This is a genomic window from Candidatus Leptovillus gracilis, from assembly GCA_016716065.1.
GTDB classification, from domain to species: domain Bacteria; phylum Chloroflexota; class Anaerolineae; order Promineifilales; family Promineifilaceae; genus Leptovillus; species Leptovillus gracilis.
Genome location: JADJXA010000004.1, coordinates 201,722 through 222,449 on the forward strand (window position 1 = coordinate 201,722; position 20,728 = coordinate 222,449).

Sequence of the window (20,728 nt, forward strand, 5' to 3'; positions counted from 1 at the left end):
TGAAAGGCAGCGCATCACGTCAATCCCCCTAATTTTAGCCTACAGTGCTATTTTGAAGCAATTCGATTTGCCGCATAATTTGCGACGCCTCCGTAGCCCGATGACGATTTGTTTGCAGCAAAACCAACTTCCGACCATTTAAAACACTTTTGCCGTAGAGATGAAAGTCTTCCTCGCTGCTGCTGAGGCCAATGACAAACCCCAAGAGAATGCCAAACAAAGCCCCCATGAGCATGCCGATCAAGGTAATAAGCGCCCAGGTTCCCGCAATCGTCGTAGCGCCAATGGGCTGCAAGCCAACTATCAGAAACAAGCCTGCGCCGCTGGCTGTACCGAGCAGGCTGCCCCAAATCGCCCCGCCCACTGCGCCCGAAATCATGGTTTCGTCGAGCGATTTGGATTGGCCGGCCTGCAGGTCAACAATATGTTGAAAGTCCACGGCTTCTATCGAATTTTCTGAAAAACCTGCTTCCACCAATGCCAGAGAGGCTTTGGTAGCGTCCTGGTCGCTGTCGAACAACCGTACCACAAGACGTTCGTCGGGCCGCCCGCACAACCGTTCAATCTGTTCATTGGCAGCCTGAATGGCCTCCAATTGATTTTGAATGAGCGCCGCTGCCTTATCGGGAAGCTGTTTTGTTAAAGCATGTTTATATGCTGCAAGAACGGTTTTCTCGCCAACAAGCGCTTCTTTCAAAACCATATTCTCGACGTTTTGCGGCCCGATGATTAATGCAGCGACGATATCAATGCGGCCGCGATGGATGATGCCGCGAATGTTTCGTTTTTCATTCACTTCTCCACCAGTTTGTTCGATGATGGCTTTTAAGTCCAATGCAAATTGGCGGCGCTGTTGGGCATATGTTTTGAGTAAGACTTTGAGGCCACGGTTATCAACATTCTTGGCAACAGTTTTAAAACCCCGTTCCCCAGCCCGGCACAATTTGTACAAATTATTCAACGTTTTTACTGCTTGCTCATTGGACATGTCCCATCTCCTCTCATTTTCGATTTCAGAAGTATTTCGGTTTGGGGGGTAATGCTTGTTGTACGTGGCTGTCACATGGATAAACTCAGTGGCATATTACGCTATTGTAATAGTTGTGTTAACATATTGTCAAGCGATGAGACGCCGTGACACAGGAACAATTCAATGTGGCTTTCCGCAAAGCAAGAGCAGATATAAGGGGGTGACGTGTTGGAAGAAAGGGGATGAAATGGGGGAACGGCCGTGTTTAATAGATCTATATCACTGGAGAGTGCACCATACTGGAAATGACATCGTTTAGACACTCTACAATAACCAACCCATTGCCATTTAAGTGCTTATCTACTGCCCGACAATAGGCTGTAAAATATTCAATTTGCCAGTCGCTGGAAATACCATAATTACGAACAAGTTGATGAGTCCAATTTATTTCTGTATTGATAGACTTAATCTCACCCAAACTCAGAGCCGCAATAATCGCTCCAGAAAGGCGCATGTTTGTATCCGAAACATACGCATAGGGAATACCATGCGTCGAAATCTCTTGCCACGCATCCATCTCAATCAAAGGGTAGCGATTAACATAATGAGACAAAGCGCGTTCGTAAACCTTCGGAGTTGGTTCCGGCGCTGGCATTGGCGGATTAAACGTCATAATTTGGCTGATGGTTTGTACCGCATCTTCAAGGTTTTCACCCAAAAAATACCCTGGGATGCGCTGACGCAAAGATGGTGCACGATTCAAGATCAGCCCCCCATAAGCGACACGCACCTCTTTTTTGTGAAGAACCTGAGCAACCTCTAACAGAGAGGCTACCGTGCTTAATTGTTGGGCTGCTAAAACAACCAGGTCTGGTTTAATTAAGTCCACAGTTGCCTCAAGACGAGAAGTAGGGACATTGGCCCCCAAATAAATCACTCGCCAGCCACGATGCCGCAATAACAGAGAGAGCAAAAGAAGGGGAATCGCATGTTCCTCATGAGGCGGTGCAGCTATCATAATACGGCCGATTCGGTTGGGGATTGGAGTGGCCGCCAGAAGAGCGTGCAAGCGCTTCATAGCCAAAGCCGAAGCAAAATGCTCCTGCTGCACAGAAGCTTTGTTTTCGTACCAAAGGTCCCCAATCTGCGCAATACCCTTTTGCAGAATTTCCAGGCAAACCATTTTTACAGGGTACATCGCAAAAGCCTGTGCTAAAACCCTTTCCGCCGCAGTTTCATCAAAATTTAGACAACTGTTAACCCATTCCTGCAGAATGCTATGCAGAGTTCCAGCGTGCTCCGTGTATACCGGCCTCTCTTCGATCTGATAGCTAACCACGATTAACGGGTCTTCCCCTTTGCTCACTAAACTTAACCAAAGCTCTGCTGCTCGACTAATTGTTAACCCTTCTTCTTGCCGAGCCATGAGCCATTTAACCACTTCAATATCACGCTGCGAATAAAGGCGATGCCCACCAGAAGTGCGCCCTGGCTGCGGTAGCCCATAACGCCGTTCCCACGCGCGCAAAGTGTGCGGCTTAATGCCCGTCTCTTGAATCACAACTTTAAGATTAAAAGCTGGAGAACTATCTGAAATGTTCATGAAAACACTTTGTTATTTTTGCGAAGACCAGATACTTTGAAGGTAACAGAAGTCTTTATAGTTAAAGAAGAGCGTTATAAAACTTGGGGAGAAAGCTACAAACCCCCTAACTCTTATTTTAACATAATTCTAGCGCAAAAGGGTGGAATAACTATACAATTCCTAAGAAGTTGCTGGCTGAAAGAATCATTTGTATATCCGTCCAAAGTGTTCCCGCTGTCAAGTTTGCGAAAATTTCTACAATATCTAACAATTTGTTGACAAAGGTGCTTTGTAATGTTATATTTAGTATACATTAATACAACGTTAATGTTTCGCAAATTTGAAAACGGTCTACAAATAGTAACGGTTTTTGGAATTGTCCTCTGGGGGATAGTTGGCCGTAACACTTAACAAAAGAGTTGCTTACTCGAAAGTGTTAGCTAGACAACAAAATAGAAGATTAACAGACAAAGTCTTATGCAACATAGTGAACATTGATAATTTGCAAGAGCGATAAATTTGTTATTTAGATGTTTTGTTGTTTTATCGTTGTAGTTGTTAAATCTTTTTAAGAAAAGGAGATGCCCTAATGGCCCAAGTATCAAGTAATCAGTCCGCAAACGACAAGGTTCCCGAACGTTGGAAGAACTTATTCTCCAATGATGAGTGGTTTGTACACGACATCGTGGTGAAATCTTCCTGGGTGTTTTTGGTCGTTGCCATCATCGCCCACATTTTGATTCTTATGTGGAAACCCTGGCTCGGGTAATCAAAAAATTTTAGTTTAGTGCAGTCAATTAAAAATCAGGAGGTTTTTCATGCAACCAGAACGTCCAGAACGTCCCTTTGAATTCCGTACCAACGTCTTCCTCTACATTTTGTTGGGATTGGCGGTGGCTCTTCTCATCCACTTCATCGTTTTGAGTTCTCCGACCTATAACTGGATTGGCTAGAAAACAGCGTGGCGTAATTTTCGTCACCTGCTCTTTGGAATATTTGTCTGGAAGAGTTGTCCGTCCAGAATAAATGGGGTGGCTCGGTTAGCAATTTAGCAGTGCAGAAATAAATTTGCACAATCAGCTTGGTCTCCTACGTTACAAAACAATTCAATAAGGTACTTGATGGAGGTCATAAGGTTGCTTCTTCTTTTGGATAGCATAATTTTGCAGAAGAAGGATGTAAGCAACTTTGTGACCTTCTGTAAATTTAGCCTTAGAACACAATTTTGTTTACGTTAATCGTCTTGGCATCAACACTGAGCAAAGCTACGGAGTCGGACTCCCCAGGTTTGGTTACTCAATTCCATTAAAGGGCGGCTTTGTAGTCCGGTTACAGTTACGAATATGTAAATGATGGGGCTGATGACTCGATCAAGCCCTTTGTTTTTATCTCATGTATGGAAAGTGAGGCAACCCGTGGTAACAAAAATATTAACCGCATCAGTTGTCGGAGAAGAGCCTGAACTTAAAGAAAACCGACCAGCCATTGAGCGGGCCAGAGAAGGTGAAGTGATTCCTTTTTCTGAAATTGAAAAAGCCTTCAAAAAACGGGGTGGGACTATCCTGCACTCCATCTTTGGGGCGGACCCGTTTGATTTCTGGTTTGGACGTTTTTACGTAGGCGCCTTTGGTGTCTTGTCTTTAATAGGTATCTTCTTTGGCGTGACCTTATATCTGTATCAGGCGTGGGTGGTTGAGAGGACCTACAACCTGCTTCGTGCACGAATTGATCCGCCACCTATTAGCGCTGGGTTGCGTTTGTTGAGTCCTGACGAACCTGGCTTTTTCTGGCAAATGATTGTTCTGTCGGCAACCATCGCCTTTCTTGGGTGGTTGCTGCGACAAGTTGATATTTCTCGTAAGCTGGAAATGAGCTATGAAATTCCGATAGCCTATGGCGCGGTGTTCACATCTTGGATCACAATTCAGTGGCTGCGTCCAATTGCTATGGGAGCTTGGGGAAATGGATTTGCCCTCGGCATTACCCATCATCTCGATTGGGTCTCCAATATCGGCTATCAATATTTCAACTTCTTCTACAACCCCTTCCATGCGATTGGTATATCCCTTCTATTTACATCCACCCTCATTTTAGCCATGCATGGTTCCGCTATCCTTAGCGCTGCCAACCGGCCAAATGTGCAGGAAGAAAATGTAGATGGTTTCTGGCGTAATCTTCTGGGTTACAGCATCGGGGAAGTGGGTATCCATCGCCTGGGTTTCTGGGTAGCAATGGCGTCTGTTTTATTCTCCAATCTTTGCATCTTCCTGTCAGGTACGCTTGTTTTGAACTGGGTAGACTTCTGGACGTTCTGGGACAATATTCCAGTTTGGCAAAAAATGACGGGTATGGGCATGATTGTTGGGGCCGGAATTGGAGCCAGCGTGGTCTACCGTGGCCAAAGAAAGCCCCCGGTGGACATGGAAGAATATGAATATGGTGGTACTGGCCTGTTCGGTACAGCTCTGAAAAAACCCATTCAGGTTGATTTCATGCGACGCCTCTTTGGGGTTGGCCAGGTAGGCCCGGTTTACCTGGGTCTTGCTGGCGCTGTTGCTGTTTTTGCCGGATCATTGGCAGCCTTTATTATTTTGGCAGAGTACCTGTATCAGGTGGGCTACAACCCCATTCTGTTTGCGCGGGAATTCTTTGTTTTGACCTTAAGTCCTCCGGCAATGAAATATGGTCTGAGTACAGCTCCCTGGCATGAAGGGGGCGCATGGCTGGCGGCGACTTTCTTGCTAACGGTGTCCATTCTGGCCTGGTGGGCGCGGGTATTTTTCCGGGCACGGAAAGCTGGCCTGGGTACCCATTTGGCCCAAGGGTTTACGGCCGCTATTTTCTTCTATCTGGTAGCTTACCTGGTACGTCCCTGGTTCATTGGCAATTGGGCGCAGGCTCCCGGTCATGGATTTAAGGCGATTCTGGACTGGACCAACAACGTCAGCATCTTGTATGGCAACTTCTACTACAACCCATTCCACATGCTCTCAATCTTCTTCCTGCTTGGTTCAACTTTGCTTTTGGCCATGCACGGAGCCACCATCGTAGCTACCTCTCGCTATGGTTCGCATCGTGAAATCGAAGAGATGGTTGCTGAGGGGTCGGGGACGCAACGGGCGCAGCTGTTCTGGCGCTGGACGATGGGTTTCAACGTCAATTCAAAGACGATCCATGACTGGTGTTGGTGGTTTGCCGCCCTTACCTTGATTACGGGTGGGATTGGTTTACTCCTCTCTGGAACTGTCATTCAAGATTGGTTTTTATGGGCACAGAGCATTGGCATTGTTGCCCCCATACCTTAGGTAGTCGTCAGGTTGATCACTTCATACCGATGATACTATCAATTAACTGCCCAAATAGGAGGAGAAAATAATGACTCCTGGAACCCCAAAAAACCGCCAGCCTAATAAAACCTGGGCTGCCGTAGCGGTTGCCGCGGTGGTGCTTATTGTGGTGCTGTTTGTGACTCAATCGCTGGCTTATTTTGTAACCCAGACGGTTGTAGAAACGGCCGCTGCTCAAGAACTACCGCCCAGTGTCTATGTAAACTATTATGCCGATGGTTCGTATATTAGTGGTGAGTCCAATGCCGCTATAGCGGCCTACATTGCTCAATATCCGGAACCACAAAATGTGAAAGTTTTGACGGGGATGAATACCACCCAAATCTGGACTTTCATGACGTCTTATGTAGCTGGTGGTATGCAGGTTGACTGTACTTACTGCCACAACATCAACAATTTTGCCGCCGAAGGCGCGGAAATTGGAGATGATGTTGTGGCTACCCGGAAGGCTACGGCCGTTTTGCATCTGCAGATGGTGGCGGATCTCAATCAAAATTGGATTACCCAATTAGCTACCATTGCGGATAAACAGCCATCCGGTGCACAGATTATTTGCGCTACCTGCCACAATGGTGATCCGTTACCAGTTTCCTGGCCAGACGGTTTGCACGCGCTGCCGGACGATTTCCGCCTGCCGTTGAATAACCTGGACAGCTTGCTGCTGGCTGGCTTAAATAATCAGATATCGCTTGATACGGTGCAGTCGAATCAATACGCGATGACCCATATACAGGGCAGCCTGGGTGTTGGTTGTACACATTGCCATAATTCGCGTTACTTCCCAAGCTGGGAACAGCCAGCTAAGTATTACGCCTTGACAATGCTGGAAATGAACCAACATATCCTGAATGAATATTCAGAAACCATGAACAATCAGGAACCTTCTTGTTACTTGTGTCATCAAAATCAGGTGCGTCCACCTGGAGCGGTTACGTCTGCTTCGTCACTCCCCGCAGTTCTTGTTGCTCCATAGGTGGTGTCTTTTCTAGCCTGGCTAGAGAACAGCGTATAGCTTTTTGGAATACGGGTGGGGATCAATCCTGGTGAGAGGTTGAGAACTTTCATCAGGATTGATTCACTTAATTGACCAGATAGTTGATATGGTTTGATCTATGCACACACCTTCAGTAACTACTTCGGCTGCGCAGCCTCAGTTGGAAAAACCACCACTTTTACGCCGCTCACTTGTCCTGATGAAGCCGATCACCTGGTTTGGGCCAATGTGGGCATTTCTCTGTGGTGCGATTGGCAGTGGATATTCCATGTGGTCTTTTCCAGATGTTGGTCGAATTGTGTTGGGAATGCTATTGGCCGGGCCTGTGTTGTGTGGTTTTTCTCAGGTCATTAATGATTACTTTGATCGGGATGTGGACGCGCTTAACGAGCCTAACCGCCTGATTCCATCTGGTCGCGTGTCTACGCAGCAAATTGTTGTGACGGTTGGCTTGCTTTTGTTGATGGGATTGGCGCTGGGGATTTATTTGGGTCAGGCGGTGTCGTTTTGCGTGGCGATTGGCCTGGTCTTAGCGGTTATTTACAGTGCTCCGCCAGCCCGCGCCAAACGCAATGGGTGGATTGGCAACGCGCTCGTTGCCGTTGCTTATGAAGGTTTAGCCTGGCTGGCTGGGCATCTTGCTTTTGCACCGCTTACGTATTCCGCTGTTTTGATTGCGGCTCTGTATTCTTTCGGCGCGCACGGAATTATGAGCATTAACGACTATAAGAGTATTGCGGGTGATATGGCGAGTGGCATTCGCTCTATTCCGGTGCAATTGGGTCCAAAGCGGGCCGCCTGGTTGATTTTGTTGACGATGAACCTGGCGCAATTTGGGGTGATAGCTGCATTTCTTTTCTGGGGGCAGTGGATTATAGCTTTGATTATTTTGGCTATATTTTTAGTCCAATTACCTGTTCAACGCAGTTTCATTCAGCAACCTGTTGAGCAGCACCTCAAGTTTAGTGCTATCGGCGTAAGCTTTTATGTCTGGGGTATGATGGTTGCGGCCATTGGTCTGCGCGGCATTCAGGGGTAGCCTCCAGATAAGCAAATAAGCGAGCAAAGTCCTTGAAACCAATTTTAGTTGTGGGCGCATCTGTAGGTGGGGCAACGGCCGCCAATACGTTGGCGACAGCCGGTCTGCCGGTTATTCTGTTGGAGCGTGATTTGACTTGGGTCAAACCGTGTGGCGGCGCTTTGCCGCCGGTGGCGTTTGATGAATTTGACCTGCCGCAGTCGTTGATTTCGCGCAAAGTACATAAGACGTTGATCCATTCGCCGTCTGAACGAACGGCCGAAATTGAAGTAGCTGGCCTTAAAGAGAGCGCAAAAGATTATGTGGCTATGGCTTGCCGTGAGGATTTGGACCCTTTTTTGCGGCAGCGTGCAGTGGATAATGGCGCCCAGTTGATTGAAGGCCAACTGCTCGATTTAACTGTAACGGCCGTTGGCGTCACCGCCACCTATCGTGACAAGATTAGCCGCACCAAAAAAACATTAGAGGCAGAAGTGGTCATCGGGGCAGATGGCGCCTATTCCACAACCGCCAAGGCGTTGGGCCTGCCACGCTTACCGCGCTGCATCGCCATTCAGGAACGTATTTATTTGCCTGAAGATAAAATGGCCCGGTGGCAAGACACAGCCGAATTGTACCTGGGCCAGGATGTCAGCCCGGATTTATATGCCTGGGTTTTTCCCAAGTCTGATCACGTGGCAGTTGGCTGTGGGGCCGGGCCGGGCAATACGGCTGAAGCCCGCCAACTTTTGGCAAACCTGAAACAACGCATCGCCTCTCATCTGGAGGGCGGGGAGGTGTTCCTGGAAGAGGCGCACGCCCTGCCGATACATCCGCGTGAACATCTGGCTTATGAACGGGCTATGCTCATTGGCGACGCGGCTGGCCTGGTGGTGGGCACTTCTGGCGAGGGCATCTATTGGGCGATGAAGAGCGGGCAGATGGCGGCAGAGACCTTGATTCGGGTTCTGCCAGACACTTCGGAATTGGCTCTGCGCCAGTACGAACGTACCTGGTGGAAAGAATACGGCACGATGTATCGTTTTTTGCGGTGGTTGCAGAAATGGGGATATGGCAATGAGCGGCAAATGGAAGTCTTTACTGACATGTGTCGCAATCAAGATGTGCAGCAGCTTACGTTTGAGTCTTATATGCACAAGAATATGACGCCGGTTCCCTGGCTCTCTCAACTGCGTATGACGGGCGACATTATTTCGGCGCAGATTCGCCACTATCTACCTTTTCGGTCTCTTGCGAACTAATGCAACTACTAACCGTCATTGGTCCGATACTGTTTGCCGTTTTTTTGTGGTGGTTTACCACCGGATTGGTCATTGCCGTTTACGGCCGTTCCCCCCGTCTCGTTCGTCTCTGTTTTGGCGGCGCGACAGTGGCCTTGTTGGCCGCGCTGTGGGGTCTGGTGGCGACACGGCCGTTTACTCAGCCGCCACACATTTATCTCGCCTTTTCCTGTGGCCTGGTTATCTGGGGTTGGCAAACGGCCAGCTATTATCTGGGATACGTAACCGGACCGCAAGGCAAAGATACGGCAATCAAGCAGCCACCACAGGATGACCTGGTTTATCGCTTTCGCCACGCATTCCGCGCCGGCCTTTACCATGAACTGCTGGTCCTTGCCTTTGCCCTGCTGCTCATCGCCCTGACTTGGTCTCACGCCAACCAATGGGGTCTGTGGATATTTCTGGCAATGTGGTTGATGCACTCCAGCGCCAAACTGAACGTATTTTTAGGGGTGCGCAACTTCCGCATGGAACTGCTGCCGCCGCACCTTCATGCTCTGGATGGACTGCTTGGCAAGCAGCCAAGTAATTTCTTCTTTCCTATTTCAGTGATGGTAGCGTCCATTGTTTCGCTGTTCCTGTTTTATCAGGCGATTATACCGAGAACCACGCCCTCCCAGGCGATTGGTTACTTACTGGTCAGCACAATGATCGGGTTGGGTGTGATTGAACATCTGCTGCTTGTATTGCCCATTCCGGCGACTTTGTATGGATGGGGTATTCGGCCTCTGCCGCCAACGGCCGTTGCCGAGACCATGTCAGCGCCAACAAACGCCCCACTGCGGGCCATGCCCAAACAAATGATTGAAGGTTGACTGATGACGCTCGAACCGCAAACATTGGCGACACCCACCGTTCCACCAACGGCCGTTAAAATTAGAAAACGGACGCTGACGTTGGATCACCCACAAGGTCCGCTGGTTGTGGATATGTGGGAACCACTCCAACCCACTGAAAATGTACCCATTTTATTGGTGCATGGTTGGGGCGGTTCAGGCAGTTATTGGCAGCTAACTGCCCAGGCGCTGGGTAAATCTACCCAGGTGATTGTGCCGGACTTATTAGGTACAGGGCGTTCGCAGCCGGTGCGTAAAGCACAGAATATGTTCGACCAGGTGGAATCCCTGGCCTTCATCTTGGACCACTTTAAGATAGATCGGGTTCAATTGGTCGGGCATTCCATGGGCAGCGCGATGGCTTTGCTGCTGACCGAAGCGTACCCGGAACGTATTGACCGGCTGATACTCACCTCGCTCTGCTTTTTCATGACCGAGACTGAAGCCCAGATATTCAAAGCGGCGATGTTTATGTTTCGCTTTGCGTTCGGCTTTCGCCACACACGGTTGGCAGCGCTGCCTATGTTCTCCAAGATGATGGCCCGCCGCTACTTTTACCGGGTTCCAAAGGATAACAAGCTGGTACAGCAAGGCTTTGTGGATTTTATGGAGTTAGATGCAGCTACGGCTATAGCTTGCGCCAACAACGCCACCTCTCCGGCCATCGAAGCTGCTGGCGCCAAAATTCAGATACCCACCTTACTAATTCCCTGCCGTCAGGACCAGGTTATGCCTGTCGCCAACGTAGGTTACACGGCCAGCATCATTCCCAACTGCCAGATTCGTTGGATAGACAAATGTGGCCATTTGCCCATGGTGGAAAAACCACAGGAATACCACACCATCGTGCGTGACTTTTTGCAGTTAGACTAACACTACCGTTTCGGGATGTAAGAATCAATGTCTACTTCGGGTTACACAGCAGAACAACTGGAAAAAAGAAACGAAAGCAAATGGACAATCGTCCAGGCTGTTCTGGCCCCCATCCAATTTTTAGCTTTTATCATCAGCTTTTTCCTGGTCATTCGCTATCTACTCACTGGCAACGGGTTCGTCATCGCCAACATCAGCGTCCTGATCAAAATCGGCCTGCTCTGGCTTATCACCTTCACCGGCATGATCTGGGAAAAAGAAGTCTTCGGCCAATGGTTTCTGGCCCCCCAATTTTTCTGGGAGGATGTCGGCAACGCCATTGCCATGATCATGCACAACCTGTATTTTTGGGCGCGCTGGCAGGATTGGTCACAGCAGGCCATTATGACCTTGATGCTCGTTGCCTATACCACCTATCTGGTGAACAGCGCCCAGTTTGTCTATAAAGGCATCCGCGCGCGTAAACAACGGCAGGCAACGGCCGTGCAGCCCGCCGCCGCCCAAAACTAACCATGATAACCCATACCCAGGCAGTTATTATCCCCGAACCGGGGAAAGTAGAACTCAGCACAGTAACGCTGCGCGCCCCAGGACCAGATGACGTGGTGGTACAAACCGCCTACACCTCCATCAGCGCCGGGACGGAACGCATGTTGCTGGCCGGGCAAATGCCCCATCCCATGCTGCGCCTGCCGGTTGTGCCCGGTTATGAGACGGTGGGGCGCATTGTAGAACTGGGGGCCAATGTGCCGACGGAATGGCACGGCCGTTGGGTCTACGTCGGCGGCGGCCACTGCTACGAAGGCATCAACGCTGCCTGGGGCGGCCAATCCGCCACCCTGTTTGCCGACTACAAGCGCGTCATTCCTCTGGATGGCGTGGACCCACGCCAGGGCGTCCTGTTGGCGCTGGCCGCCACCGCCCTGCACGGCATAGATTTGCTAAACCTCACGCCCGACAGCCGCATCCTGGTCTTGGGCCAAGGCCCCGTCGGCCAGCTTGCCACCCGATTTGCTCAGGGGCAGGGCGCCTGGGTCGCCTCCGCCGACCGTGTAACCAGCCGCCTGGCCCATTCTGTCGGCGATAGGGTTGTCAACGTGGCCGCCGAATCGTTAAAAGAAGCCATCGCTGAACCGGTTTCAGTGATTATAGAAGCCACCGGTTCCATGGAAGCCCTGGCCAGCGCGCTGCCCCTGTTGGGCAATGGCGGCGTAATTTTGCTGCTGGGTTATTACCAGACGCTGCAGCTGCCTTACATGCCGCTTTTCCTCAAAGAAGCGAAGCTGCTAACGGCCAAAGAATGGTCGCCCGGCGATTTGCTGCGCTGCCGCGACCAGATAGCCTCCGGCAAGCTCGACGTATCATCCATGCTCACCCATGAGCTGCCTATTTCAGACGTAACCACCGCTTATGAAGTGGCCCTGACAGACCAGGACTGCTTAAAGCTTGTGTTGGATTGGACGGCCGTCCAGCCCAACAAAAAGGAGATGTGATGACTGCTCGCATGTTGGCGATTTATGGTAAGGGGGGAATCGGGAAAAGTTTTACCACTTCCAATCTAACCGCACGCCTGGCCTTCGACGGTTATCGCGTCTTGCAGCTTGGCTGCGATCCCAAACATGATTCGTGCAACACCATTTTCGACGGGCACTCGCTGCCCACATTGGGCGAAGTGTGGCGCAGCTTCAAAGAACGCAACGCTGAAGATCAAATAGAAGTCGGCGACGTGATTTTCCGTAACGAACTGGCTCCTGGCGTGCCCATCTTTGGCTGCGAAATCGGCGGCCCGGACGTGGGGCGCGGCTGCGGCGGCCAGGGTATCTCCCACGGCTTCAAAGTGCTGGAGCGCCTGGGCATGAACCGCTGGCAGATAGACTATGTTGTCATGGACTTTCTGGGTGACGTGGTGTGTGGCGGTTTTGCCACCCCACTGGCCCGTTCCCTGGCGGAAGAAGTCATTATCGTTGTCGGCCATGACCGGCAGTCGCTGTATGCGGCCAACAACATCGCCCAGGCGGCGCGCTATTTCCAATCTATGGGTGGTTCCACGCAAATACTTGGTTTGATCGTCAATCGGGATGATGGCTCCGATACCGCCGACCGTTACGCCGCGGCCACCGGGCTGCCCATTCTGACCCGTGTGCCGCTGAATCATCAGGTGCGCGTTCTGGCCGACGCCTGTAAACTGGCCCTGGGCGTCAATGAGTTCGACGCCATTTTCCGTGACCTGGCCGGCCGGATCAATCGGCGCGAGATTCCACCCTGCACCGATTACAAGCCGCTGGAATATGATGAATTTCTGGCTGTGTTTAACGCGCAGGAACCAGAGGGACGGCCGTATTCCGCCACCGCCGCCGACTTGTTCAGCGAAAACAACTACGTTCCCGAACCTTTCCTGACCGAGTTGACCCTGATGCCGGTGCGCCAGGTTCACGTAACAGACCCCATCCAGCTAAAAGTCCAGGAAATGATGGAAGCCATCGGCATCCATGTCACCGGCCTGGATCGGGACCAGGAAGAAGGCATTACCGTCACCTCTGGGGCGACCGAAATCCGCCTGGGTCAACCGGCCGACCTGACAAACAAGGTGGCTTTCTTATCTGCGCTGGCCCGCACCGGTCAATCCTTTTCGTTGATTGACATTCGTTACGCGGATGCGCCGTCGTACTATTAACATGTGATTGAGCTGGCAGAGAACTTCCCCATTGCTCCCCACAAAATGCGAGAAGGGACCATGCCATCGTATTCTAAAAAAGTTAGATTTATTAAACCATAAGGAGGATGCTATGTTTCAAGATTTTCAGTTTTCTGGCCTTGTCCTTTGTTACGGACCATTGGCGTTTGTCATATTAGGGTTTATTGGCTTCGCCTTTCTCACCGACAAAAACGCCCGGCGCACATATCTTCGGATTCCTGAGCGGGGCAAACAAGGTAGTGAGCAGCAAGAAGTCGTGGCGCAGACGCCAGCAGGCCTGGTTGTTAAGTTGACGCCAACGGCCGCCGCCGCCCCAATCGCCGCAAAACCAGATGATCTGCAACGCATTGAAGGCGTTGGTCCCAAAATCAGCCAGGTCCTGGCGGCGGCGGGAATTCGTACCTATGCGGACGTGGCGACAAAATCGGCCGATGAATTGAAGGTGGTCCTGGATGCGGCCGGCATCACCGGCATCACCGATCCGACCTCCTGGCCGCAGCAGGCGCGGTTGCTGCTGCGCGGTGATTACGCGGCTTTAGAGGTATTACAGAATCAATTGAGGGGTGGGAAGTACCAATAAGGGGCTTCATGCTGGAATCTATTCCATTAAAACCGGTACAAACGGAATCAAAACCTTGTCAGCTTCACCCGCAGAGCATGTGCCCGGCGTTTGGCTCGCTGCGTGTTTTAGCGCGCATCGAAGGCTCACATCCGGTCATGGCTACCGATACCGGCTGCTTGTACGGGCTGACGTTTGTGACCCATTTTTACGGGGCGCGCAAATCCATCCTTGCGCCGCAGTTGGGTACGGCCGAATTGATGGCCGGGGAAATTGTGGAAGGGACGCGCGCCGCGATTGACGTCGCGGCGCGGGAACCTGGGTGCAAGTTGATTCCGGTAGTTTCACTTTGCGTGGCCGAGACAGCCGGTTTGCCTGAAGAAATGCTGCCGAAGCGGGTAGGCGACGCCGAAGTTGTTCTGGTGCGCGTGCCCGCTTACGCCATTCATTCTCATCCAGAGGCCAAAGACGTGGCCCTGGCAGCCTTGCTGCGCCGCCTGGGCGACCGCGAAGGGCCAAAAGAGAAAAAGACGCTGGTTCTGCTGGGTGAAGTGTTCCCGGCCGATCCGCTGGCGATAGACAGCCTGCTGCGGCGCATGGGCGTCGAGAAAACCATCACCCTGCCCGGTCGTTCCATTGACGATTTTCGTCAGGCAGGGCGCGCTGGCGCACTGGCGCCGCTGCATCCTTTTTACAAGGAAACGATGGCCATCTTCCGCTCGTGGGATATTCCCATCGTTGGTGGTGCGCCGGTGGGCATAAGTGGTTCTTATGCCTGGTTGAAGGCGGTTGGTTCGCTGCTGTCGCTGGACCCCAAACTGGTGGATGAGGTGGCCGAGGAGGAACGCGCCAGAGCGCAGGCGATGATAGCGGCGCAGCCGCTTTCTGGCCGTATCTTTGTCACGGGGTATGAAGGCACAGAGCTGGCGTATGCCCGTTTGTTGGTGGAGGCAGGCGCGGAAGTGCCTTATGTGTCTACCTCCATCGGTCAGGACCCGCTGGTTTTGCCCGACGAGTTGTGGCTGCGGGCGCGGGGAACGCAAGAAGTAGTCTACCGCAAATCTTTGGAAGATGACGTGGCCGCGTTAGATAAATATCCACCCGACTTGGTGTTTGGCACGACCCCGTTTTGCAGTGTGGCTAAGGAACGGGGTATTCCGGCAATGTACTTTACTAATCAGTTGGCTTCACGGCCGTTTTTCCTAAGCGTGGGCACAGCGGCGACGTTGGGTTTTATCCGCCAGACGTTAGCCAACGGCGAACGGTATCAGTGGATGCAAGACTTTTTTGCCGAAGACGTCCATGAGGAGGCCGTCCATGCCTAAAGTGATTCGTGATCTGTCTGACACGAGCAGCTATTGGGCGGCGGTCTGGACGATGTGCGCCATGCCGGATGTGCATGTGATCTGCGATGCGCCGATTGGCTGTTTTAACCTGGTGGCTACGGCCGTTCCCGATTATACCGACGCCATTCCGCACATCGAAAACATCACCCCCTCCATCATTCGCGAGCAGGAGGTGGGCGGCAACGGCACGGGAGCAGCCGTGCAGCGCACCTACGAAAACCTGCGCGATGCAGGGCTGTTAGACGGCAAATACCTCATCGTCGTCTCCACCGCCGAAAGCGAAATGATCGGCTCCGACCTGTCTGACCTGGTTCCTCAGTTACAGCCGGGCGCTACCTTCTTCCACAGCGAATCGCTGTCCGACGATGAATGGACGGGGCGAGACCGGGTGCTGGCGTGGTTGTGGGAGAATTACGGCCGTGAAAAAGCCGCCGGCATCACCGTAGAACCCGGCCTCGTCAACATCATCGGCCCCACCTATGGCTGCTTCAACTCGGCCGCCGACTTACACGAAATTCGCCGCTTGATTGAAGGCGCTGGCGGGCATATCAACCTGGTCTTTCCCGTTGAAGCCCAACTCGCCGACATCGCCCAACTGGCGAAAGCGCAGGTCAATGTGGTGATGTACCAGGAATTTGGTCATACCCTGGCTGAAACCCTGGGGCAGCCCTGGCTGCACGCTCCTATGGGCATGCGCGGCACGACAGAGTTTGTCCAGAAAATCGGCCGTTTACTGGGAACCGAACAACAAGCCGCAGCCTTCATCAAACAGGAAAAACAAACCACCCTCCAGGCGGTTTGGGATTTGTGGAAAGGCCCTCAAGGCGACTGGTTCGGCACGACAAACCTGGGCATTGTCGCTTGTGGCACTTATACCGCCGGACTCAAGACGTTCCTCGGTGACGAGTTGGGCATGCCCATCGCCTTCGCCTCTTCACGCCCGCTTCGCCCTGGCGAGATGGACAACGAAGCGGTACGGCAGCAGCTTCATACTCGCCCGCCCGCTTTTGTTTTTGGCTCCATCAACGAAAAAATTTACCTCAGCGAGGCTGGCGCCCAATACACCAACTTTATACCGGCGGCTTTCCCCGGTCCCATCGTCAGACGTTCTGTCGGCACGCCATTCATGGGGTACCGTGGAACCGTTCACATCCTACAAGAAATCGTCAATCGTCTGTACGAAGTCCTTTTCAACTTCTTACCGGTAGATACCGCCTATGCCCAAAAACGCCAATCTGGCAATGGCGTAGGCACGTCTTCGGCGACGCAGCACAACAAACCAGGCAATCTTCCCTGGCATCCAGAAGCTAAAACCTTGCTGGATACTTCTTTGGAAAAATGCCCTTCCTGGCGCGTATCTCCGCCAGCCGGGAAATCCAGATGAAGGTAGAATCCCTGGCACATGAGAACGAATCGCCAGAAGTAACAGCCGAGATACTAGAGCAAGTGTTGACATCCCGGTGAAATGAGAGAAGCATATGAACTTGATCCGGCCTTTTTTAATGCTGAAAGGATGGTTTTTAGGACTTTTCCGACCGATTCAGGTCTGGTTCGATAACCACCCTGGCGCAAAACAATGGATGGGCGTCCTGCGGTTGGGCCTCTTTCAGTTTGGCGTTGGTCTTTCTCTGGCCCCGGTAACCGGCACGCTCAATCGCGTCCTTATCGGCGACATGAAAATCTCCGCGGCGGCCGTGGCTTTGCTTATCTCTTTGCATTACTTCGTCTCTCCGATTCGCGCCGTGATAGGGTATCGTTCAGACAAAGCCCGTTCGATGGGCGGCTGGCGTATGCCCTACCTGGTGATGGGTGTCTTACTGACTTATGCCGGTCTGGCGTTGGCTCCCTTTGCCCTCATCTTGTTGAGCGGCGCTGGCGGCATCCCATTCTGGTTGGCCTTGATGATCTGCATGGTAATTTTCCTGGCTTATGGCGCCGGGGTCAGCATTGTAGAGACCATCTACCTGGCCCTGGTCAGCGACATCACGCCCCCTCAATCCCGAGGCAAGGTCCTGACTGTTCTTTGGGGTATGTTGGTCCTGGGGACAATTGTTAGCGCCGTGATCATTAGCCATCTGTTGGTGGATTACTCCCACTTTTTGTTGATTCGCGTCATGCAAGGCTCGGCCATGACTTTTGTGTTTTTAACGGTGATTGCCCTGTGGCAGCAAGAAAGCCTGAATCCAGATGGAACCGTCAAATCCGACTTGAAAGTAGTGCGCATCCGCATGACGCTGTGGGAATCGCTGCGTATGCTCAGCGGTAAGAAAGTCCTGAAAGGCTTTTTTGTGGTTGTCTTCATGGCTACCACCGCCTTTGCTACCCACGATGTGCTTTTGGAGCCGTATGGCGGCCAGGTTCTGGGCATGAGTGTATCGGCCACGATGCAGCTAACCGCTTTGTGGGGTGTGGCGACCATTATGGGCGTCACGGTGGCTGGTTTGCTGCTGCGGCGTAAAGTCGCGCCGGTTCTGCTGATTGGTTTGGGCTGCGTGGTGGGGGCGACGGGTTTTGGCGTCATTAGCATTGCCAGCGATGCCGCGCTCATCACGCCTTTTCGCATTGGCGTGGCAATGATCAGTGTCGGACGAGGTCTGTTCATGGTCGGCAGTATCATCCTGGTGATGTCGCTCACTGATGTCAGCCATGCGGGTTTTCTCCTGGGGGTGTGGGGCATTGTCCAGGCGATGGCTCAAGGTTTAGGCACTATTGGTGGTGGCGTCATCCGCGATGTGGCCCAATACATGACAGGAAGTGTTGTGTTAGGTTACACCATTGTTTATGTGACTTCGTTGACATTGTTGGTATCGGTTGTTTTGTTGTTGATCTTCCGGCTAGGGAGCCAGTTAAACGTAAGAGAAATCAAACTGCCCTGGTCTGGCCTGGAGGAACTCCCGGCTGATCAACTTGCGTTTTAGCAAAATTTTTATTCAGGAGGACAAGATGTCTGTAAAATTGCGGTTTGTATTGTTTGTTGTACTCGTGTTTGGCGTTTTGATGCTGACCGGTTGTGGCGCGTTTGGTGATAACACGATAGACCCGGTGCAGAGTTCAGAGATTACTACGACGATGCGGTATCTGGATGGCAGTACCGAGGGACCGGCTTATGATGTGTCGTTGATGGTACCTGATGCGTGGGTTGGTCAGTTTGTGACACAAAACCTGGGCAATGCGGTTCAATTTAAATATCCGGTTGCCAACCCTAAACTGATTTTTTCGATTGAAGCTTTGTCGGCTACACAGTATTGGCAATCATCTGGTAGTTATCCGGCCGGCCATACGAATATCATCAATTTGGGTGATACCTATTTTGTGTACCATATGCCGGTTGACGCCTATTATTCCGATCTTTCGCCAGAGGAGTTCCAGGCTTTTGCCGCGCTTGTGCCCGATATTGTGGCCAGCTTTACGGCCGTAGCCGTCAAATAGCGCTTGTGTTTTAACGACGAGTATTCGGGAGCGTTGGGTGGTTTGCTAAATCGCCCAACGTTCCCTATGATTATTGGCAAATCTGTATGATGTTTACTGTGACACATGGTAAACAATTAAATTGGAGGCAATCGAAATGGTATTTACATTTTGGGGTCAAGTGACCAACGTCGCTTTTTTTGGTTCCATCTATTCTTGTTTTGATCTGGTTTGTGCCCACCATTATCAGTGTGTGGAAAACCTGGCAAGAAAACAAATAAGGAGTCATGATCGCTAAAACGACATCATGATAAATCGTAATAGGTCGTCTCAGAAAGATTCGCTCAACCGTGAAGCAGTTCTTGCTCATGGTGAGCGGTTGAGTAATCAGCCAGAATTGAATCAGGCGCAACAGCGGCAGCAGCCAGCGTTTCCGTTTACTGCTCTGGTGGGGCAAGAAGAGCTTAAGCTTTCTTTGCTCCTGTGCGTGACAGACCCGACCATTGGCGGGGTTTTGGTGATGGGGCATCGCGGCACGGCCAAGAGTACGGCCGTTCGCTCCTTAGCCGCCTTGTTACCCCCATTAGACCGGGTGACAAGCTGCCCCTATAACTGCGACCCCCTGGCCCCATCGCCTGTCTGCCCCCACTGCGCCATGAACCCGGCCGGTGTGCAGGACGTGGTGGTCGGTTCTGTACCGGTGGTAGACTTGCCATTGGGCGCGACCGAGGACCGGGTAGCCGGTTCGTTGGACGTGGAACGGGCGTTGGTCGAAGGGGTGCAAGCCTTTGCGCCAGGGCTGCTGGCGCGGGCCAATCGCGGCTTTTTATACATTGATGAAGTCAACTTGCTTGAAGACCATCTGGTTGATTTGCTCCTGGACGTAGCTGCCAGCGGCGTGAATGTTGTCGAGCGGGAAGGCATTAGCATTCGCCATCCCGCTCGCTTTGTGTTGGTCGGCAGTGGCAACCCGGAAGAGGGGGATTTACGGCCGCAGTTGTTGGACCGTTTTGGCCTTCATGCGCGCATCACCACCATCACCGACATTGACGAGCGGGTAGAAATTGTGCGGCGGCGGCGGGCGTATGATAGTGACCCGTTGGCTTTTGCCGCCGCCTGGGAGCCAGAGCAGGAAAAACTGCGCCAGCAGTTGTTGCAGGCGCAGCGCAATCTGGCCCAGGTAGACCTGACCGACGCGACCATAGAAGCGGCTGCGCGTCTTTGTGTGGCCCTGGAAGTAGATGGGCATCGGGGGGAATTGACGTTGTGCCGCACGGCCGTTGCCCTGGCAGCTTTAGACGGCCGTTCTCAAACCGAACCCGAAGACATCGCCCGCGTGGCGACCCTCTCCTTGCAGCATCGCCTGCGTAAAGACCCACTGGAATCTGTGGGCGACGACGAGCGTGTCAAACGCGCTGTGGCGTATGTATTGCATCCTCAGCCAGTGGCAACGGCCGTCTCCGCGCCAGAAGTGGTGGCGACGGCCGTCAACCCTGCCCCAACCACCCTTCAACCGGATACCACCAACCCACTGGTGACTGCCACCCCGCCGGGGGTGGACGCCAACCTGACGGCGGTGCAGGATCACGCCGACCCGGTAGACCCCCTCATCGAGCCGACCGCTGTTCTGCTGCCCACCTTTGCTCCCGATGACAGTTTGCCCGAAGAAGCGCTGGCCGACTTGTTGGTGGCAGAAGAACAGTCTGAAGCGGGGTCCGCTGAAGCGTGGTCCGAAAACGACTTTGACGATCTCTGGCAAGAAAACGAAGCAAATAGCTGAACTTCACGAATTGGAG

General features: G+C 52.2%; 18 protein-coding genes and 1 pseudogene. 17 read left to right on the top strand and 2 right to left on the bottom strand.

The features are described 5' to 3' along the window. Positions 1-34: 34 nt before the first annotated feature. Positions 35-988 (bottom strand): PA2169 family four-helix-bundle protein, encoded by a 954-nt coding sequence (locus tag IPM39_13550; GenBank protein MBK8987081.1) that lies wholly within the window; start codon positions 986-988, stop codon positions 35-37. A gap of 256 nt (positions 989-1,244) precedes the next feature. Next, positions 1,245-2,573, bottom strand: coding sequence for a MerR family transcriptional regulator (locus IPM39_13555; protein MBK8987082.1), 1,329 nt, complete (start codon positions 2,571-2,573; stop codon positions 1,245-1,247). Between the two features lie 571 nt (positions 2,574-3,144). On the opposite strand from IPM39_13555, the gene IPM39_13560 reads away from it, so the two are divergent. The 17 genes and pseudogenes from IPM39_13560 to bchI all read left to right on the top strand — a co-directional run bounded on the left by IPM39_13560 (position 3,145) and on the right by bchI (position 20,712). Then, the gene (locus tag IPM39_13560) at positions 3,145-3,324 is read left to right on the top strand and encodes a light-harvesting protein (GenBank protein ID MBK8987083.1); all 180 of its coding nucleotides are present in this window, start codon (positions 3,145-3,147) and stop codon (positions 3,322-3,324) included. Between the two features lie 49 nt (positions 3,325-3,373). Further along, complete coding sequence (locus IPM39_13565) at positions 3,374-3,508, top strand: light-harvesting protein (protein MBK8987084.1); 135 nt, start codon at positions 3,374-3,376, stop codon at positions 3,506-3,508. A 408-nt stretch (positions 3,509-3,916) separates the two neighbouring features. Beyond that, positions 3,917-5,860 carry a photosynthetic reaction center subunit M gene (locus IPM39_13570; protein ID MBK8987085.1) on the top strand — a complete coding sequence of 648 codons (1,944 nt, stop codon included), beginning with the start codon at positions 3,917-3,919 and terminating at the stop codon, positions 5,858-5,860. Positions 5,861-5,930: 70 nt separating this feature from the next. Then, on the top strand, positions 5,931-6,875 hold the full coding sequence (locus IPM39_13575; GenBank protein ID MBK8987086.1) for a photosynthetic reaction center cytochrome c subunit: 945 nt from the start codon (positions 5,931-5,933) through the stop codon (positions 6,873-6,875). Positions 6,876-7,014: 139 nt separating this feature from the next. Next, positions 7,015-7,935: a chlorophyll synthase ChlG gene (chlG, locus tag IPM39_13580; GenBank protein MBK8987087.1), complete on the top strand. Its 921-nt coding sequence runs from the start codon at positions 7,015-7,017 to the stop codon at positions 7,933-7,935. A 32-nt stretch (positions 7,936-7,967) separates the two neighbouring features. Continuing rightward, positions 7,968-9,176, top strand: a complete 1,209-nt coding sequence (locus IPM39_13585) for a geranylgeranyl diphosphate reductase (protein ID MBK8987088.1) — start codon at positions 7,968-7,970, stop codon at positions 9,174-9,176. Further along, on the top strand, positions 9,176-10,030 hold the full coding sequence (locus tag IPM39_13590) for a DUF3623 domain-containing protein (GenBank protein MBK8987089.1): 855 nt from the start codon (positions 9,176-9,178) through the stop codon (positions 10,028-10,030). The genes IPM39_13585 and IPM39_13590 overlap by 1 nt, the downstream gene beginning before the upstream one ends. 3 nt (positions 10,031-10,033) lie before the next feature. Further along, a complete protein-coding gene (locus tag IPM39_13595; GenBank protein ID MBK8987090.1) occupies positions 10,034-10,924 on the top strand; it encodes an alpha/beta hydrolase in 891 nt (296 codons plus the stop codon). A 27-nt stretch (positions 10,925-10,951) separates the two neighbouring features. Beyond that, positions 10,952-11,434: a 2-vinyl bacteriochlorophyllide hydratase gene (gene bchF, locus IPM39_13600; protein MBK8987091.1), complete on the top strand. Its 483-nt coding sequence runs from the start codon at positions 10,952-10,954 to the stop codon at positions 11,432-11,434. Positions 11,435-11,436: 2 nt separating this feature from the next. Then, complete coding sequence (locus tag IPM39_13605) at positions 11,437-12,417, top strand: zinc-binding dehydrogenase (GenBank protein ID MBK8987092.1); 981 nt, start codon at positions 11,437-11,439, stop codon at positions 12,415-12,417. After that, entirely contained in the window at positions 12,417-13,598 is a 1,182-nt protein-coding gene (locus tag IPM39_13610; protein ID MBK8987093.1) for a chlorophyllide a reductase iron protein subunit X, read from the top strand. The genes IPM39_13605 and IPM39_13610 overlap by 1 nt, the downstream gene beginning before the upstream one ends. Positions 13,599-13,710: 112 nt before the next feature. Then, positions 13,711-14,199, top strand: coding sequence for a DUF4332 domain-containing protein (locus IPM39_13615; protein ID MBK8987094.1), 489 nt, complete (start codon positions 13,711-13,713; stop codon positions 14,197-14,199). Between the two features lie 8 nt (positions 14,200-14,207). Then, the gene (bchY, locus tag IPM39_13620; GenBank protein MBK8987095.1) at positions 14,208-15,503 is read left to right on the top strand and encodes a chlorophyllide a reductase subunit Y; all 1,296 of its coding nucleotides are present in this window, start codon (positions 14,208-14,210) and stop codon (positions 15,501-15,503) included. Further along, a pseudogene (gene bchZ, locus IPM39_13625) lies at positions 15,496-16,988 on the top strand (chlorophyllide a reductase subunit Z). Before bchY ends, bchZ begins: the two are co-directional and overlap by 8 nt. Positions 16,989-17,026: 38 nt before the next feature. After that, positions 17,027-18,442: a BCD family MFS transporter gene (locus IPM39_13630; protein ID MBK8987096.1), complete on the top strand. Its 1,416-nt coding sequence runs from the start codon at positions 17,027-17,029 to the stop codon at positions 18,440-18,442. 25 nt (positions 18,443-18,467) lie between these two features. After that, a complete protein-coding gene (locus IPM39_13635) occupies positions 18,468-18,953 on the top strand; it encodes a hypothetical protein (GenBank protein MBK8987097.1) in 486 nt (161 codons plus the stop codon). A gap of 286 nt (positions 18,954-19,239) precedes the next feature. Continuing rightward, on the top strand, positions 19,240-20,712 hold the full coding sequence (gene bchI / locus IPM39_13640; protein MBK8987098.1) for a magnesium chelatase ATPase subunit I: 1,473 nt from the start codon (positions 19,240-19,242) through the stop codon (positions 20,710-20,712). Positions 20,713-20,728: the final 16 nt, after the last annotated feature.